General features: G+C 70.1%; 13 protein-coding genes. 7 read left to right on the top strand and 6 right to left on the bottom strand.

Annotation, left to right across the window (positions count from 1 at the left end):
* Positions 1-7 precede the first annotated feature (7 nt).
* Positions 8-679, top strand: a complete 672-nt coding sequence (locus AC3IPY_RS00850; protein ID WP_489186105.1) for a GNAT family N-acetyltransferase — start codon at positions 8-10, stop codon at positions 677-679.
* Positions 680-747: 68 nt separating this feature from the next.
* Here the strand turns inward: AC3IPY_RS00850 and AC3IPY_RS00845 are convergent, their stop codons facing one another.
* From AC3IPY_RS00845 to AC3IPY_RS00835, 3 genes are all read right to left on the bottom strand, one after another.
* Positions 748-1,164 (bottom strand): hypothetical protein, encoded by a 417-nt coding sequence (locus tag AC3IPY_RS00845; RefSeq protein WP_489186104.1) that lies wholly within the window; start codon positions 1,162-1,164, stop codon positions 748-750.
* 281 nt (positions 1,165-1,445) lie between these two features.
* Complete coding sequence (locus AC3IPY_RS00840; protein ID WP_489186103.1) at positions 1,446-1,853, bottom strand: hypothetical protein; 408 nt, start codon at positions 1,851-1,853, stop codon at positions 1,446-1,448.
* Positions 1,854-1,970: 117 nt separating this feature from the next.
* Positions 1,971-3,356: a glycine--tRNA ligase gene (locus tag AC3IPY_RS00835; protein ID WP_489186102.1), complete on the bottom strand. Its 1,386-nt coding sequence runs from the start codon at positions 3,354-3,356 to the stop codon at positions 1,971-1,973.
* A 179-nt stretch (positions 3,357-3,535) separates the two neighbouring features.
* On the opposite strand from AC3IPY_RS00835, the gene AC3IPY_RS00830 reads away from it, so the two are divergent.
* From AC3IPY_RS00830 to AC3IPY_RS00820, 3 genes are all read left to right on the top strand, one after another.
* Complete coding sequence (locus tag AC3IPY_RS00830; protein WP_489186101.1) at positions 3,536-4,861, top strand: alpha/beta hydrolase; 1,326 nt, start codon at positions 3,536-3,538, stop codon at positions 4,859-4,861.
* A 63-nt stretch (positions 4,862-4,924) separates the two neighbouring features.
* Positions 4,925-5,569, top strand: coding sequence for a trimeric intracellular cation channel family protein (locus tag AC3IPY_RS00825; RefSeq protein WP_489186100.1), 645 nt, complete (start codon positions 4,925-4,927; stop codon positions 5,567-5,569).
* A 48-nt stretch (positions 5,570-5,617) separates the two neighbouring features.
* Entirely contained in the window at positions 5,618-8,176 is a 2,559-nt protein-coding gene (locus tag AC3IPY_RS00820) for a rhomboid family intramembrane serine protease (RefSeq protein ID WP_489186099.1), read from the top strand.
* 29 nt (positions 8,177-8,205) lie between these two features.
* On the opposite strand, the gene AC3IPY_RS00815 is transcribed toward AC3IPY_RS00820, so the two are convergent.
* Positions 8,206-9,273, bottom strand: coding sequence for an IS110 family RNA-guided transposase (locus AC3IPY_RS00815; RefSeq protein ID WP_489185656.1), 1,068 nt, complete (start codon positions 9,271-9,273; stop codon positions 8,206-8,208).
* A gap of 340 nt (positions 9,274-9,613) precedes the next feature.
* Between AC3IPY_RS00815 and AC3IPY_RS00810 the strand changes: the two genes are divergently transcribed.
* Positions 9,614-10,018 (top strand): NUDIX hydrolase, encoded by a 405-nt coding sequence (locus tag AC3IPY_RS00810; RefSeq protein WP_489186098.1) that lies wholly within the window; start codon positions 9,614-9,616, stop codon positions 10,016-10,018.
* The gene (locus AC3IPY_RS00805) at positions 10,018-10,968 is read left to right on the top strand and encodes an esterase/lipase family protein (RefSeq protein WP_489186097.1); all 951 of its coding nucleotides are present in this window, start codon (positions 10,018-10,020) and stop codon (positions 10,966-10,968) included. Before AC3IPY_RS00810 ends, AC3IPY_RS00805 begins: the two co-directional genes overlap by 1 nt.
* A 48-nt stretch (positions 10,969-11,016) precedes the next feature.
* Here the strand turns inward: AC3IPY_RS00805 and AC3IPY_RS00800 are convergent, their stop codons facing one another.
* Together AC3IPY_RS00800 and AC3IPY_RS00795 are read right to left on the bottom strand one after the other, a co-directional pair.
* A complete protein-coding gene (locus AC3IPY_RS00800) occupies positions 11,017-11,925 on the bottom strand; it encodes a serine hydrolase (protein WP_489186096.1) in 909 nt (302 codons plus the stop codon).
* Between the two features lie 145 nt (positions 11,926-12,070).
* Positions 12,071-14,110: a M13 family metallopeptidase gene (locus AC3IPY_RS00795; RefSeq protein WP_489186095.1), complete on the bottom strand. Its 2,040-nt coding sequence runs from the start codon at positions 14,108-14,110 to the stop codon at positions 12,071-12,073.
* A 226-nt stretch (positions 14,111-14,336) separates the two neighbouring features.
* Between AC3IPY_RS00795 and AC3IPY_RS00790 the strand changes: the two genes are divergently transcribed.
* Positions 14,337-17,225 (top strand): Rv1352/Rv1906c domain-containing protein, encoded by a 2,889-nt coding sequence (locus AC3IPY_RS00790; protein WP_489186094.1) that lies wholly within the window; start codon positions 14,337-14,339, stop codon positions 17,223-17,225.
* Positions 17,226-17,252: the final 27 nt, after the last annotated feature.

Raw genomic sequence — 17,252 nt, 5'->3', positions numbered from 1 at the left:
TCGAGGCATGACCGACGCGACGCCGCGCTACGACGGGCCTCCCGAGCTCGCCCTGCCATTCGATCTCGACGACCCGCCGTTCGGCCCCGTCGAGACCGCACGCCTCGTGCTGCGCCCGCTCGAGGCATCCGACGCCCGTGACGTGTGGGAGTACCAGCGACTGCCCGAGGTGCTGCGCTACATCCCGTGGCCCGAGCGCACGGTCGACGAGGGCCGGGCGCACACCGAGAAGCGCGCCGGCCTGCGCCGCCTCGAGAAGGACGAAGACGCGATCTTCCTCGCGATGGAGCTCGTCGGCGAACCACGCGTCGCCCCGACCGGCAGCGAGCGAGCGGATGCCACGGGCCGGCGCGTCATCGGCGACGTGATGCTGCGCGCCGACCGGGTCGAGCACGGACAGCTCGAGATCGGGTGGGTCGTGCACCCCGACTTCCAGGGGCGCGGACTCGCCCGCGAGGCCGCCGCCGCCGTCATGGATCTCGCGTTCGACACGCTTCGCGCACACCGGGTTCACGCGCTGCTCGACGCCCGCAACGCGGCATCCGCCGCCCTCTGCGAGCGGCTCGGCATGCGGCGCGAGGCGACCATCCTCGAAGAGGAGTACAACGACGGCGAGTGGCAGGACACCGCGATGTACGGCATCCTGCGGCGCGAGTGGGTGGCTCGGCAGGCGTCGTAGCGTCACGTGACACCGCCACCGCCACCGCCACCGCCACCGCCACCGCCACCGCCAGTTATCCACAGGACTTATCCACAGATGTTCGAAACTCTCTTCGAAGGTCGGCGGCCCGCGGCAGACTTGGACCATGCCGCAGAAAGCTGCCCGCCTTCGCCGAGTTCATCGGCGAGTTGCGTGCGCTCGGGCTGACCCCGGCGGCCTTCCACTCGGCAGACGATGCCGAGCTGGTCGCCGCGCTCGAAGCGATCTCGGCGTTGCGACACGAGGTCGAACGACACCAGGCGCTCGCCGCCGCCGAAGTCTCCCGTCGATCGCGTGTCCCGTTCGGGCGGAGCGGGCTCGCCAGACGCGACGGCCACGCCTCGGCCGGGGCGATGCTGCAGTCGATCACCCGCTCCTCGAAACGCGAGGCGGCCGCGTTGGTCGCGGTCGGCGAACTCGTCGCCGAGGCTGAGGCTGCGGCCGAGTACCAGCGTCGGCGCCACGACGACCCGGGGGCCGCCGCGGTCATTCCCGAGGTGCGCGCACCGTGGTATTCACGGCTCGGCGAGGCCGTCGTCTCAGGCGAACTCGCCGTGGCGGTCGCCGAGGCCATTCGCTCGGCTTCGGTGAGGTCGACGACGACGGCACCGACAGTGCCGCACTCGAGGCCGCGCTCGAAGCCGAGATCGCGGTGCTGCTCCCGCTCTGCCGCATGGCGAACGCCGATGCCGCTCGCCGTGCGGCCCGACAGGCTCGCGACCGCATCGACGCCGCCGGCGTCGCCTCACGGGCGGCGACCCAGCGCGAGCAGCGCTACTGGCGGGTCTGGCTGAAACCCGACGGCATGGTCCGCGGCGAATTCGAACTCGACGCCGAGACCGGCATGTACGTGAAGGCCGTCTTCGACCAGCTCACGCACCCGCGCCTCATCGAGCCGAAGGTGCGGCGCGGCTTCGGCGACCCGATCGACGGCGATGTGCGCTACTCGGCAGCGAAGACCAAACGTGAGCAGTTGGCGGCCGATGGAATGGTGCACCTGCTGCAGGCGGGAGCGAACCTCGACCCGACCCGTCTGCTCAACAAGCAGAAGCCGTCTGTGCGAATCGTCGTCAACGAGCGCACGCTCGCAACCGGTCGAGGCTCGGGCGCAATCGAGGGGCACCCCGATCGCATTCCGGTCGCGTCCATCCACACCGGTCTCTGCGAGGGGCACATCCCCGCGCGGTCGCCTGAATGCCCAGCCGCGTGTTGCACCGCTGCTGCCTGCTGCCTGCTGCGGCTTTGCCTGCTTGCGCGCCGAGCCCCGGCGCTACGCGCCGACGAGCCGAGCGCCCAGGTAGGCCTGCAGCTCGCTGAGCGGCACACGCTCCTGCGCCATGGAGTCGCGCTCGCGCACGGTCACGGCGTCGTCGTCGAGCGAGTCGAAGTCGACGGTGATGCAGAACGGCGTGCCGATCTCGTCTTGGCGACGGTAACGGCGACCGATGGCGCCGGCGTCGTCGAAGTCGACGTTCCAGTTCTTGCGCAGGTTCGCGGCGACCTCGCGAGCGAGCGGCGAGAGCTTCTCGTTGCGCGAGAGCGGCAGCACGGCGACCTTGACCGGCGCGAGGCGCGGATCGAGCCGCAGCACGGTGCGGCTGTCGACGCCGCCCTTCGCGTTCGGCACCTCCTCGACGTGGTACGCGTCGACGAGGAACGCCATGAGCGAGCGGGTCAGGCCCGCCGCCGGCTCGATGACGTACGGGGTCCACCGCTCGTTCTTGGACTGGTCGAAGAACGACAGGTCTTTGCCGGAGTGCTCGGTGTGCGTCGACAGGTCGAAGTCGGTGCGGTTCGCGACACCCTCGAGCTCCCCCCACTCGCCACCGGTGAAGCCGAAGCGGTACTCGATGTCGACGGTGCGCTTGGAGTAGTGCGACAGCTTCTCGGGCGCGTGCTCGAACCGGCGGATGTTCTCGGGGTCGATGCCGAGGTCGACGTACCAGTTCCAGCGCTGGTCGAGCCAGTACTCGAACCACTGCTCGTCGGTGCCGGGCTCGACGAAGAACTCCATCTCCATCTGCTCGAACTCGCGCGTGCGGAAGATGAAGTTGCCCGGCGTGATCTCGTTGCGGAAGCTCTTGCCGATCTGGCCGATGCCGAACGGGGGCTTCATGCGAGCGGCCTGCAGCACGTTCGCGAAGTTCACGAAGATGCCCTGCGCGGTCTCGGGGCGCAGGTAGTGCAGACCCGACTCGTCGTCGAGCACGCCGAGGTACGTCTTCAGCAGGCCCGAGAACGCGCGCGGCTCGGTCCACTGGCCGCGGGTGCCGCAGTTGGCGCACACGATGTCGGCGAGGCCGTTCTCGGGGGCACGGCCCTTCTTCGCCTCGTACGCCTCGATGAGGTGGTCTTCGCGGTAGCGCTTGTGGCAGTTGAGGCACTCGATGAGCGGGTCGGTGAAGACGTCGACGTGACCGGATGCCTCCCACACCGCCTTGGGCAGGATCACGCTCGAGTCCAGGCCGACGACGTCGTCGCGGCCCTGCACCATGTAGCGCCACCACTGGCGCTTGATGTTCTCCTTGAGCTCCACGCCGAGGGGGCCGTAGTCCCATGCGGATCGGGATCCGCCGTAGATCTCGCCCGCCTGGAAGACGAAGCCCCGGTGCTGAGCGAGGGCGATGACGGAATCGAGACGGCTGGCGGCGGCCACGGTGGCTCCAATGGTCGAGGGATTCGGGCTGATCGGCCCGGAAGAAACGGTGCCACCATCCTACGTTGAGCCTCGCGCCGGCCGTTCACCGAGACATCCGCTCGCCGCCCGTCGCTCCGGCCGCTGCGCCCGCACGCCCGGTACGCTGTGGCCATCGTCGGACGGGGGCGGGGGGACGCATGCCCGATGCAGTGCTCGATCTCGTGATCGTCGAGGGCCCCGTGCTCATCACGGTCTACGTGATCGCCGGCGTGCTGTTCGCGTACCTGCTCTGCCGCGAGGCATCCGCCCGCTGGGTGCTCACCGCGCTGGTCGTCATGTTCGTCGGCGGCATGGTCGGCGGCGCGGTGCTCTGGGCGTCGGTGCACGTGCTCGACCTGTTCGGCGGGCCGGTGGCGGATGCCGCGTGGCTGTGGGTTCCGGCCGCGTTCGCCGCCTGCACGCTCGCCGTGTGGAACCTGTGGCGCTCCAGGTGGTGGCGCAAGGTGATCGCGCTCCTCTCGATCCCGGTGTTCGCCGCGACCGCACTGCTGGCGATCAACGCGGACTACGGTCTGGACCGCACGCTCGGCGACCTGCTCGACGTGTCGACGGCGAAGCCGCTCGACATCCGCGATCCGCAGGCCGACCCGCCGCCGGCGGACCCCGCCGAACCGCTGTACGCGACCTGGACGCCGCCCGAGGGCATGCCCGCGACGGGCGCGATCGGGTACCCGGTGCCGGCCGTGCCGAACGAGGCCTCCGGATTTCCCGCGCGACGGGCCGAGCTGTACCTGCCGCCCGCGGCGCTCGTCGAGGATGCGCCGCGCCTGCCGCTCGTGATCATGATGATGGGTCAGCCCGGCGAACCCGATGCGACCTTCATCGGCGAGGTGCTCGACGAGTTCGCCGCCGAGCACGACGGTCTCGCGCCGATCGCGCTCGTGATCGACCAGCTGGGCGATCCGACGGTCGATCCGCTCTGCCTGGACACCGACCTCGGCATGGTCGAGACCTACGTCATGCAGGACGTGCTGCCGTGGGCGAGACTGCACCTGAACGTGCTGCAGGGCCCGGCCTTCACGACCGTGGCCGGCTACTCGAACGGCGGCGGATGCGCGGCGTACTTCGGCGCGAAGTACCCCGAGGCGTTCGGCAACGTCATCGCGGTCGCGCCGACGGAGTATGCGGGCGTCGAGCACTCAGCCGACGTGCTCGCGACCGTGTTCGGCGGCGACCAGGCCGCCTACGACGCAGTCAAGCCCGTGAACATCATGGAGGCGAAGGCTCCCTACGCCGACAGTGCCGCGGTCTTCGCCGTCGGCGCGCGCGACCGCGCCTTCCGCCCGGGCACCGAGCGGCTCGCGGATGCCGCGACGGCGGCCGGCATGGACGCGACCTACTTCGAGGTGCCCGATGCGAGCCACGACGCGACCGCGCTGACCGGCGGGCTCGAGGAGGGCGTCGCACTGCTCGCACCGCGGCTCGGACTCGCTCCCCCGCCCGAGCCGGACTCGGACGCATGACGGGCACGCACGCAGACCGGCCCGAGCGCGTGACGGAACTCACGACATGACGGGCACGCACCGATGACGACCGAAACGGCGACGGCCGGCCTCCGCCGAGCGCCCAGCCCGGCCTTCACGGCGGCCGACGTGGCGGCGACCGGCCTGTTCGGCTTCGAGGGCGCGGTGGCCGGCATCGCCGGCGGGCTCGACCTGCTGGGCGTCATCGTCGTCGGATTCGCGACCGCGCTCTTCGGCGGCGTGATCCGCGACGTGCTGCTCGGCGACGTGCCGCCCGCCGCGTTCAGGTCGCCCCTGCGCATCATCGTGGCGGTCGCCGGAGCGCTGCTCGCCATTCCGCTCGGCACCCTGGCGATGGATGCCCCGGCCGTGCTCGGCACCCTGGACGCGATCGCGCTGGCGCTGTTCGTCGCCGCCGGCGCGCAGAAGGCCTTCGCGTCGGGGGCGAACGGATTCGTCGTCGTCGCGCTCGGCACGATCACGGGCGTGGGAGGCGGGGTCGTCAGGGACCTGCTGCTCTCGCAACCGCCGGTCGTGCTGACCACCGGGTTCTACGCGAGCGCGGCGATCATCGGAGCCGCCGCCCAGTGGATCGTCGCCGCCCGCGGGCTCCGCGCGCCATGGCCGATGGTCGTGGGCTTCGCGGTCTGCTTCGTCCTGCGCGTGCTGGCGATGCTGTACGACTGGCGATTGCCGGTGTTCGCATGATGAGCTCATCCCAGAAGAACACGACGATTCCACGGCATTGGAGCGGCGATGGCTGAGAACACGACCGGCACGGCCGGCGCCGACGTCGAGCCGAAGGGCCGCCTGCGTTCCACGGGCGAACTCCTCGGCGCGTTCGTGCGCCGCATCCCGTTCAGCATCGCCGTCGCGCTCGCGCTCATCGTCACGGCCGCCGTCACGGGCACGATGCTCGGCCAGGCGAGCGAGCAGACGCTCGAGGCCTGGGCCGCCGGCGTCATCACGACGTTCGACGCCGCGCAGTGGTGGACCGTCGTCACCGCGCTCCTCATCCCCCAGGACCCGTTCCAGCTCGTCTTCGGCGTCATCGCGGCGCTTCTGCTGCTGGGCGTCGCCGAGCGGCGCATGGGCACCTGGCGCGCGATCGTCGCGTTCACGGTTACGGGCGTGATCGGCATCGCGCTCGGCACCTGGCTGCAGTGGTTCGGCGCCGAGGTCGGGGAGTGGTGGGCGACGGGCACCTCGGCCGACCTCACGCTCGACCCGCTCACGGGTGTCATCGGGGCGCTCATCGCGTCGACCGCATTCATGGGGGCGCTGTGGCGCCGACGCATCCGCCTCGTGACGCTCGCCGCGATCCTCACGTTCGTGCTCTACGACGGGGACTCCTCCAACGCGTACCGGCTCATCGCGGCGGTCGCCGGGTACCTGCTCGGCGCGCTGCTCGCGGGCGACGCGTCGAAGCTCTCGGTGCGCCGCAGCTCGCACGCGGAGACCCGCACCCTCGTGGCCGCGGTCATCGCCGTGACCGCGATCGGCCCCGTCGTCGCCCTGATCAACGGATCGGAGCTGACCCCGTTCGCGTTCGGCTCGTACCTCTTCGCCGAAGATCCGGTCTCGCTCGACGACCTCGTCGCCCGCTGCGGCGACTCGGCGGCGGCCCTCAGCGACGAGTGCCTGCGCGAACTGGCGATCCTCACCTCGCAGGGCTTCGGGATGCTGCTGCTCTCGTTCGTGCCCGTCGCCCTGCTCCTGCTCGCCTCGTGGGGGCTGCACCGCGGTCGACGCTTCGCGCGCTGGCTCGCGATCGTCGTCAACGTCGCGATCCTGCTCTTCGCGCGCACCTCGCTCGACGTGACCGTGACGACGAACGACCTCGACGACGGCACCTGGACGGCGTTCGACATCGGCGAGCTCCTCGTCTGGGCGCTGGCCGCACTGGCCCTGCCGATCGGACTCCTCGTGATGCTGATCGTGACGCGCCGCCACTTCCGCATCCGCTCCCCGCGCCGGGCGTACCGGCGCTTCATCGCCGTCGTCGCGGGCTCCTTCGTCGTGCTCGCCGGGGTCTACTTCGTCGTGGGCCTCGCGACGATCGAGGAGTTCTGGCCGTCGGCGACCCCCGCCGACCTCGCCGTCGACACGCTCAAGCGCTTCGTGCCGCCGCACCTGCTCGCGGTCGTCGACCCGATCGTCGTGCCCGGCCACGACCTGACGAGCGTGCTCTGGCAGGGTGTCGGCGTCGTCTTCTGGGTGGTCTTCATCGTCGCGAGCGTTCGGCTCATGACGCGCACCGAGGTCGGAGCGGGGGCGGATGCCACGCGCCTGCGCGAACTGCTCCGGCGCAACGGCGGCGGAACGCTCGGCTTCATGTCGACCTGGCCCGGCAACGTCATCTGGACCTCGAGCGAGGTCGAGGCCGCCGTCGCCTACCGCGTGATCAACGGCATCGCCATCACCCTGTCGGACCCGATCTGCCGTGATGAGGACGCCGATCGCGTCATCCGGGAGTTCATCGCCTTCTGCGATCGCAACAGCTGGGTGCCGGTCTTCTACAGCGTCCACCCGCAGTACCTGCCGGTCTTCGAGGAGCTCGGCTGGCAGCACATGTCGGTCGGCGAGGAGACGGTCGTGCGAACGACCGGCCTCGAGCTCACGGGCAAGCCGTGGCAGAAGGTGCGCCAGGCGCTGAACCGCGGCGTCAAGGAGGGCATGACGACCGTGTGGGCGAGCTGGAGCGAGCTGCCGCGCGCGACCGTCGCCGAGATCACCGCGATCTCCGAGGAGTGGGTAGCCGAGAAGGAGATGCCCGAGATGGGCTTCACGCTCGGCGGCATGGAGGAGCTCAAGGACCCCGACGTGCGCCTCATGCTCGCGGTCGCGCCCGACGGGCGCCTGCAGGCCGTGACGAGCTGGCTGCCGGTGTACCGCGACGGCGCCGTCATCGGCTGGACGATCGACTTCATGCGCCGGGCCGACGACAGCATGAACGGCATCATGGAGTTCCTCATCGCGTCGGCCGCGCTGCGCATGAAGGACGAGGGCGCCGAGGTGCTGAGCCTCTCGGGGGCGCCGCTCGCGACGAAGCCCGTCGCGCCCGGCGAGGAATCGCCCGAGCCGACCGTCATGTCGCGCCTGCTCGAGTTCCTCGGCCGCACCCTCGAGCCGGCGTACGGGTTCTCATCGCTGTTCCGTTTCAAGGCGAAGTTCAACCCCGAATACGTGACGATCTCGATGGCCTACCCCGACCCGCTCGCACTGCCGACGATCGGGCTGGCGATCGGCAGGGCGTACCTGCCCGAGGTCTCGCCCAAGGAGGCCGTCGCGCTCGTGCGCACGCTGAGCAGCTGAGCCGTTCCCGCCGGATGGTCCTATGGATGTCAAGTCGGGGTGAGGTCGGTTTTGAGGTCGTTGAAGACTTGGCGGGCGACGTAGCGTTTGAGGGCTCGTATGGTGTCGCGTTTTGAGAGTCCTTCGGTGAGTCGGCGTTGGATGTAGGCGCGTGTTTCTGGGTCGTGTTTCATGCGGCCGATGATGACCATGTGCAGTGCCCGGTTCGCTTGTCGGTCCCCGCCGCGGTGCAGTCGCATGCGGTGGGTCCGGCCTGAGGACACGGGGACCGGGGCCGCACCGCAGAGTCTCGCGAACGCGGCATCGCTGGGGATGCGGTCGATGTTCGCGGCAGCGGTGATGAGGAACCGGGCTGCGGTATGCACCCCGATCCCGGGTCTGGCGTACAGGGTCGGGGCGGTCGCGGCGACCAGGGCGGTCAGGTCCCGGTCGGCGGCGGTGATCTCGGTCAGGAGATCATCGATGCGCATGCCGAGGCGTTTCATGGCGAGTTTGGTTGCCTGCTCAGGCTCGGCCAGCCGGGCCGGGTCGGGGCGGAACTTCACGGCTTCACGTGCCAGGGCTGGCAAGGTCATCCCATCGAGGCGTTCGCGTAGCCGTGCGGGCGCGGTGACCCGGAGGTCCTTGAGCTGATTCAACGCTTGCGTGCGCGCCCGAACGGCGGAGTCGCGGACCAGGGTCAGCATCCGGATGGACTCGACCACACCGGTGGTGTCCTTCGGTGTCGTGCCCGCCATCCCCGCGAGGACTTTCCGTGCGGCGGCGATCGCGTCGATCCGGTCGTCCTTGCCCTGTCGGGCGCGGGTGGCCTTGTCCGTCGTGTCGACCTCGGCGACCTCGATCCCGGCGGCGCTCAGGTGCCGGGACAGGCCCGCCCCGTAGGAGCTGGTCAGCTCGATCCCGATCCGGTCGATGACGCCGAACCCGCTGACCCAGTCCAGGAGTGCTTGGTACCCGCCCGTGTCGGCCGGGAACTCGGCATCGCCGAGCAGCGCACCGGTCAGCTCGAGTACCGCGACGTGATGAGTGTGCGTGTGCGTATCGACGCCGGCGACGATGATCCGAGCCTGTGGGGGCGCAGCCTGTGTGGCTACCATGATGGTGTCTCCTTTCGAGTGATCGATTGGATGACCTCACCGGGCCGGGCGGACAAGACATTGAAGAGTCGGTGGACAGGGTCCTATTAGGTCACATCCCCACGCCCGGTCCGGCCTTCCGAACCGCGTGAACGGTGATCCCGGACGGGCCGACAAATCCAGCGCATGACATCAGCGAACGAGTCCGTCGAGTAGCAGGTCAGACCCACCCAGAACCACCACGACCATTCTTCAATGTCGAGTAGGCGCCCCCGGCGCCGTATCGAGACCCGCACCCCACAGGTCTCGATACGCTCCGCCGCTCGACCGTCGGCATGACTTGAGACATAAGGTGGAACGGATGCCGCTGCCAGACCTGCTCGTCGCCGCGATCGCGCTCGTGCGCGACCGCCGCGTGCTCATGGTCACCGCCCGCGGACGCGACGTGCACTACATGCCGGGCGGCAAGATCGACCCCGGCGAGACGCCCGCGCAGGCCGCAGCGCGCGAGGCCTTCGAAGAGGTCGCCCTCGAGCTCGACCCCGACCGCCTCGTCGAGCTCTTCGAGGTCGTGACGCAGGCGCACGGCGAACCCGACGGCCGCCTCGTGCGCATGCGCGTCTTCAGGGCCGAGACGGATGCCTCGCCCGCCGCATCGGCCGAGGTCGGCGCCCTGCACTGGGTGACCACGGCCGACCTCGACCGGTGCCCGCCCGCGGGCGCCGAGGTGCTGCGCCGGCTCGCGGCATCCGGAACCATCGACTGATGGACGAGGGCGCCGAGGTGGCCCGGGAGACCGGAGCGGCCCGGCGCGCCGGGCCGGCCGAGAGCTCCGGGCCTTCGCCGACGAAGCGCCCGTCCATCCTGAGACTGATCGGGTGGACGCTGGCCGATGAGCTGTACGCCGGGTGGCGGCAGCTCGCGCTGCTCGGCGGCAACCGACGGCCGAAGGCGTGGCGCGAGGGCGACGAGGCGCTGCCCGAGGTCGTGCTGCTGCCCGGCGTCTACGAGCACTGGACGTTCATGCGACCGCTCGGCAACGCGCTGAACGCGGCCGGGTTCCGGGTGCGCGTCGTGCGCGGCCTCGGCACCAACCGCATCCCGATCGCGGAGACCGCCGGGCGAACGGCTGCGGCGATCGCCGACGTCCCGGCGCCGGCGGCCGGACGCGTGATCGTGGCGCACAGCAAGGGCGGACTCGTCGGCAAGCATGTGCTCATGGACCAGGATGCCGCGGCGCTGGCCGCGGCCTCGGGCATGTCCGGCGTCGCGGCCGACGCGACCGGGGCTGACGCCGATGCCGGTGCGGGCGCCGCGGCGCGGGTGCTCGGGCTCGTCGCGATCTGCACGCCGTTCGCTGGATCCCGGTACGCGAGGCTCTTCGTCGACCCGACGATCCGGGCGCTCCGTCCGCACGACGAGACGATCGTGCGGCTCGCCGCAGCGGCATCCGTCAACGGCCGGATCGTGTCGATCTTCGGGGTCTTCGATCCGCATGTGCCCGAGGGAAGCGAACTCGCCGGCGCGGTCAACGTGCGGGTCGCGGCCGCCGGGCACTTCCGCATCCTGCGGGCGCCCGAGACGGTCGTCGCGGTGCGGGAGGGCATCGTGCTGCTCGCCGCCCGTGCGGTCGCGGAATCCGCTGAACTCGCGCAACCCGCGGAGCCCCACGAGCCCGCCGAGCCCGCCGAGGGGCGCCGCCCGCTGATCGAGTAGCACGACGCCGTCGCGCGACGGCGTGGGCCCGGCGCGCGCGGAGCCCGGTCAGTGCACGTACTCGAGCAGGTCCATGCCGAGCTGGCGCATGCCGTCGAGCACCGCCAGGCGTGAGGAGAGCCCCGTGTCGGCGAAGTAGGTCGAGACCGCGTACGAGACGCTCGCGCGCGGTCCGCGCAGCACGCCGACCTCGCTGCGCACGCCGCCGTCGGTGCCGGTCTTGTTCACGAGCAGCACGCCGTGGTCGGGTGTGCGATGCGCGAGCGGGTCGAGGCCGAACGCGCTGGCGACCATCGAGAGGTCGGAGTTCAAGCTGAGCCATCCGATGACGCGCTGCGAAACCTCGGGGCTCACGATCTCGCCGCGCGCGAGCGATGCGAACAGCCAGGTCAGTTCTTTCGCGGAACCGATCGAGAGCTGCGGGGCGTCGTCGGGACCACGGTGGTCGCGCACGAGGTCGAGCAGCGCCGTGCGCGTGAGGCCGAGCGCCTCGGTGCGTGCGCGCACCGACTCGAGGCCGACATGGCGCAGCAGCACGTTCGTGGCCAGGTTGTCGCTCGTCGCGCCGATCATCGCGGCCAGGTCGGCCAGCGGCAGCGACGGCGACTGCAGGTGCTGCCAGATGCCCGAGTCGCCCACGGCGTCGCGCGGCGCGCGATCGAGCACCGTGAACGCCTCGGCGCTCGTGCCCGTGAGCCGCGACGCGACCTCGACGAGCAACAGCACCTTGCCGATCGATGCCGTCGGCATGACGACGTGGTCGTCGACCGAGAACAGCTCTTTGCCCGTGGCCAGATCGGTCGCCCGCGCCGAGACCTGCACCCCGGCGAGCGCGAGCTCGCTGAGCGCGAGGAAGCCGCGGGCGAAGTTCTCGTTGACCTCTTCGCCCCGGTGCTTGCCCCGGTGCACGTTTGAATGGCGCGCTCGTCGCTCCGATCCCTGCGACGGCGTCACCACGGTGCTTGCACGAACTCTCTGGATTGGTCGGCGTGCGGGGCCACGGCGGTCGGCACGCTCGGGTGGGGCGGACGGGTCAGGTGATGCCGGATCGGATGATTCGGCGGCTGGTCATGCGGGTCTGAAGCGGGTCGGCAGGGTGGGGCTACCAGATGGTGACGCGCTCGGCCGGGTCGAGCCAGAGTGCGTCATCGGGGGTCACTTCGAATCCAGTGTAGAACTCGTCGATGTTGCGCACGATCTGGTTGCACCGGAACTCGTTCGGCGAATGCGGATCGATCGCCAGCAGGCGGATGACCTCTTCGTCGCGTCCCTTCATCTGCCAGGCCTGCGCCCATGAGAGGAAGAAGCGCTGCACGCCCGTGAGGCCGTCGAGCACGGGCGGCTGCTCGCCGCCGAGCGAGATGACGTAGGCCTTCCAGGCGATCGCGAGTCCGCCGAGGTCGCCGATGTTCTCGCCGATCGTGAGGGCGCCGTTGACGTGGTTGGCAGGCGCGTCGTCTCCGTCGGCTCCGTCGGCGGCCGCGCCCTCGTCGGAGACGTCGCTCGAGGCATCCGCCAACTGAGCCGGCACGAGCGCGTCGTACTGCGCGATGAGCGCCTTGGTTCGCTGCTCGAAGGCGGCACGGTCGGCCTCGGTCCACCAGTCGGTGAGTCGGCCGTCGCCGTCGTACTTGGAGCCCTGGTCGTCGAAGCCGTGGCCGATCTCGTGACCGATGACCGCGCCGATGGCGCCGTAGTTGGCTGCGGCGTCGCGCCCCTCGTCGAAGAACGGGTACTGCAGGATGGCCGCGGGGAACACGATCTCGTTGAAGCCCGGGTTGTAGTAGGCGTTGATGGTCTGCGGGGTCATGAACCACTCGTCGCGGTCGATGGGCTTGCCGATCTTGCCCAGCTCGCGGTTGAAGGTGAACTCGGCCGTCGCCCGCACGTTCTCGACGAGGTCGTCGGAGATCTCGAGCGAGGAGTAGTCGCGCCACTTCACCGGGAACCCGATCTTCGGCGTGAACTTCGAGAGCTTGTCGAGCGCCTTCGCCCGCGTCTCGTCGCCCATCCACTCGAGGGCGTCGATCGACTGCCGGTAGGCCTCGACGAGGTTGGCGACGAGGTCGTCCATGGCGGCCTTCGCGGTCGGCGGGAAGTGCCGCTCGACGTAGATGCGGCCGACGGCCTCGCCCATGGCGCCCTCGACGAGCGAGACGCTGCGCTTCCACCGCTCGCGCAGCTGCGGCGTGCCGCTGAGCGTGCGGCCGTAGAAGTCGAAGTTCGCCTCGACGAAGTCGTTCGAGAGGTAGGCCGCGCTCGAGCGGATGACCTGCCACGCGAGCCAGTCCTTCCAGGCCTCGAGACGGTCGGTGGTGAGGAGCGTGCCGAGCGCCTCGACGAACGACGGCTCGCGCAGCACGACCTCGTCGAACGCACTCGCGGGCACGCCCATGGCGTCGCGCCAGACATCGAGGTCGACGGACGACGACGGACCGGATGCCGCAGCCGAGGCATCCGCCCAGCTGACGAGGTTGTACGTCTTCTCGCTGTCGCGCGTCTCGACGTTGCTCCAGTGCGCGGCCGCGATCTCGGTCTCGAGGTCGAAGACCCGCTGCGCACGCGCCGCGGGGTCGTCGAGCCTGGCGAGGCCGAACATGCGCTCGAGGTGTGCGCGGTACGCCTCGCGGATCGGTGCGAAGCGCTCTTCGCGGAAGTAGCTCTCGTCGGGCAGTCCGATGCCGCCCTGCTCGAAGAAGACGAGGTAGCGCTCGGGGTCGCCGGGGTCGTTGTCGACGAAGAGCTGCAGCAGCCCCGCGACGCCCTGGCGCTCGAGCCGGCCGAGCGTGTCGAGGAACGTCGGCACGTCGGCGATGAGCGAGACCTCGACGAGTTGCCCCGCGATGGGCGTCGCGCCCAGCATGTTCGCCCGCTCCTCGTTGAGGAAGCTCGCATACAGGTCGCCGACCTTGCGCGCCTCGGTGCCGGGCTCGGCCTGCTGCGACTCCTCGATGATCTCGCGCACAGCCTGCTCGGCCTCTTCGTGCAGCTCGATGAAGGAGCCGAACCGGGCCTTGTCGGCCGGGATCTCGGTGCGTTCGATCCACTTGCCGTTGACGTGACGGAACAGGTCGTCTTGCGGACGCACCGCCTCGTCGAGTTCGTCGTGCGCGATGCCGGAGGTGAGCGAGACGTCGGTCATGCGTTCCACCCTATGCGTGCCCGCCGACCGAGCGGATGCCTCGGGGCCGGTCTCATGGCGCACTCGCAGCGTCTTCGGGGTCGGCGTGCTCGGCTCGCGGCGCGACCGGGCGCAGCCGAGTCCGCGAGCGTCGATACCCCCAGTTCGAGGGGTGGGTCCGAGAGGAACTGTGCACGGAGCCGATCCTGGACATAGGCTCGGCCCACTCACTTCCGAATGGACGACTTTGGCATCTCCTACTCGCGCGTTCACTCGCGCGCGCGGACGCTCGTTCCTCGCGACCGCCGCAACCGCATTCGTCATCGCCGCGCTCGTCCCGGCAACGCCCGCCCTCGCCGACGACGGCGGTGACCCCGTGCCGACGCCTGATCCGGTGGTCTCGATCACGGGCGTCGTCACCGACCCGGCCGGCGACCCGGCGGTCGGTCTCTGCATCACGGCCGAGCTGTTCGACGCCGAGGCGACCGATGACGGCGGCGCGTGGGTGCCCGTCGTCGACTTCGACGCCGGCATCCGCACCGACGACACGGGCGCATACCGCGTGACCGACCTCGTCGACGGCACCTACGCGGTCAGCGCCGCGTCGTGCGCGGACCCGTCCGACACGCTGCGCACGTGGGCGCCGACGCTCGATGCGCCGCCCGTGATCACCGACGGCATCGTCACCGCAGGCGGCATCGTCGTCACCCACGGGGTCGCGGCATCCGCTGTCGACATCGCCCTGCTCCCTGCCGCCCTCGAGGTGGTCAGTCGGCCGGTCGTCTCGGGTTCCGCGCAGTTCGGGGCGACCCTCACGGCGGACCACGGCACCTGGAGCATCAGCGGCGTGGGCACGTCGTACCAGTGGCTGAGCGACGGCGCTCCGATCGTGGACGCGACGAACGCCGAGTACGCCGTCATCGCAGCCGACATCGGCACGAAGATCACCGTCGCCGTCACGGCCTCCCGCGACGGGTGGGAGCCGGTCACGGCGACGTCGGACGCTACCGCGACGATCACGGCTCTGCCGATCTCATCGAGCACCCCGACGATCGCCGGAACGGCCAAGGTCGGCCAGACGCTGACCGCGACGGTCGGAACGTGGTCGCCCGTCACGCCGACGCTGGTGTGGCTCCGGAACGGCGAGCCGGTCCCCGGCGCAACCAAGACGACCTACGTCCTGACCGCGTCCGACCGCGGTGCGAAGATCTCGGTGCGTGCGACGGCGGTGCGCGAGGGTCACGCGACGGCGACGAAGACCTCGGCCCGGACCGCGGTCGTCGCAGCCGGCTCGCTCGTCACCTCGGTGCCGAAGATCACCGGCACGGTCAAGGTCGGATCGACGCTGACCGCGACGACCGGATGGACGCCGTCGGGCGTCACCTACACGTACGCCTGGAAGCGCGACGGCAAGGCCATCGGCGCTGCGAAGGCCACCTACACCCCCACCGCGGACGATCTCGGCAAGAAGCTCAGCGTCACGGTCACCGGAACCCTCGCGGGATACACGACGGTGACACTCTCGTCGGCGTCCACGGCCGCCGTCGCGATCGGAACGTTCTCGGCGCCCGTGCCGACGGTGTCCGGCACGGTCGCCGTCGGTCGCACGGTCACGGCCGTTCCGGGCGCGTGGAAGCCCGCGGGATCCTTCACGTACCAGTGGAAGCGCAACGGAGTCGCGATCTCGGGCGCGACCAAATCGACGTACGCGATCACTGCGGCAGATCATGGCAAGACCCTGACCGTGACCGTCACCGGCAAGAAGAGCGCCTACACGACCGCGTCGAAGACCTCCGCGGCGGCCAAGGTCGCGGCCGGCACGCTCGCGGCGCCGGTCCCCGCCATCTCGGGCAGCCGTGCGGTCGGGAAGACCCTGACCGCGGTACCCGGTACCTGGAAGCCCTCAGGCGTCGCCCTCAGCTACCAGTGGAAGCGCAATGAGGCCGCGATCAAGGGCGCGACGAAGTCGACCTTCGTGCTGGGCGCATCCGACCTCGGCAAGACGATCACGGTGACGGTCACCGGCAGGAAGACGGCCTACGCCACCGCTTCGAAGTCCTCGACCGCCACCGGGAAGATCGCCGCCGGCACGCTCACCGCGCCGACGCCGACGATCTCCGGAACGCGGACGGTCGGCAAGACCCTCACCGCCGCGCCCGGCATCTGGAAGCCCTCGGGCGTGGCCCTGAACTACCAGTGGAAGCGCGCAGGCACCGCGATCTCGGGCGCCACGAAGTCGACCTATGCGCTCACTGCCGCAGACCTCGGCAAGAGCATCACCGTGACCGTCACCGGAAAGAAGTCGGGCTACACGACGCTCGCGAAGACCGCCGGCGGCACCGCGAAGATCGCGGCGGGCACGATCACGTTCTCGGCGAAGCTCTCTGGCACGCAGCGCGCCGGCTCGAAGCTGACGGCATCGGCCGCCAGCGTCTCGCCCGGCGGCAGCACGGTGACGTACCAGTGGTACCGCAACGGCACCGCGATCAGCGGCAAGACCGCCTCGACGTACACGCTCGCCAACGTCGACGCCGGCAAGGTCGTCTCGGTCAAGATCACGGTCTCGAAGGCCGGTTACACGACGAAGTCGGCGACGCCGAAGACCGGCACCGTGGCGAACCGCCCGGCCAGCATCAGCGGCGACGGGAAGTTCCGGGTCGGCACCGACGTGCAGCCCGGCATCTACTTCACGTCCTCGACCAAGACAGACCACTGCTCCTGGTCGCGGATTGCTCCTTCCTCCGCGTCGGGCAGCTTCGTCAGCGCGGACGATGTCGGATCCGGCCGTCGAATGATCCAGATCTACCCGAGTGACCGCTCGGTGGAGTTCCAGAACTGCGGCTCTTGGATTCGTTACGACGGGACCGGGAATCCCGGTTCCGTGATCGCCGGCGACGGCATCTTCGCAGTCGGCACGCAGATCAAAGCGGGCGGCTACGTCTCATACGGGAACAGCAGCTCGAGTGAAGCGGGAGGCTGTTACGTCGAGTCGTTGAACGCGCCCTCCGGGGTGTTCTGGGATGTCACGGACCACGACGTGTCGACCGGCACGGTGTATCTGACCGCATGGTACGGCCAGTTCATCTCGACTTGGGGCTGCAAGCCGTTCACCCGCTACACGGGTGATGATTGGTGATCGCCCCGAGCGCTCTCGCACGATGAG

The organism is Agromyces sp. GL_144 (genome assembly GCF_057834305.1).
The sequence above is the reverse complement of the archived record's forward strand: the minus strand, read 5'-3'. Positions and strand labels throughout refer to the sequence as shown.

Excerpts from the sequence above, each read along its gene's own strand:
- AC3IPY_RS00850 (WP_489186105.1), top strand. The coding sequence starts at position 8 with ATGACCGACGCGACGCCGCGCTACGACGGGCCTCCCGAGCTCGCCCTG.
- AC3IPY_RS00830 (WP_489186101.1), top strand. The coding sequence starts at position 3,536 with ATGCCCGATGCAGTGCTCGATCTCGTGATCGTCGAGGGCCCCGTGCTC.
- AC3IPY_RS00825 (WP_489186100.1), top strand. The coding sequence starts at position 4,925 with ATGACGACCGAAACGGCGACGGCCGGCCTCCGCCGAGCGCCCAGCCCG.
- AC3IPY_RS00820 (WP_489186099.1), top strand. The coding sequence starts at position 5,618 with ATGGCTGAGAACACGACCGGCACGGCCGGCGCCGACGTCGAGCCGAAG.
- AC3IPY_RS00815 (WP_489185656.1), bottom strand. The coding sequence starts at position 9,273 with ATGGTAGCCACACAGGCTGCGCCCCCACAGGCTCGGATCATCGTCGCC.
- AC3IPY_RS00810 (WP_489186098.1), top strand. The coding sequence starts at position 9,614 with ATGCCGCTGCCAGACCTGCTCGTCGCCGCGATCGCGCTCGTGCGCGAC.
- AC3IPY_RS00805 (WP_489186097.1), top strand. The coding sequence starts at position 10,018 with ATGGACGAGGGCGCCGAGGTGGCCCGGGAGACCGGAGCGGCCCGGCGC.
- AC3IPY_RS00795 (WP_489186095.1), bottom strand. The coding sequence starts at position 14,110 with ATGACCGACGTCTCGCTCACCTCCGGCATCGCGCACGACGAACTCGAC.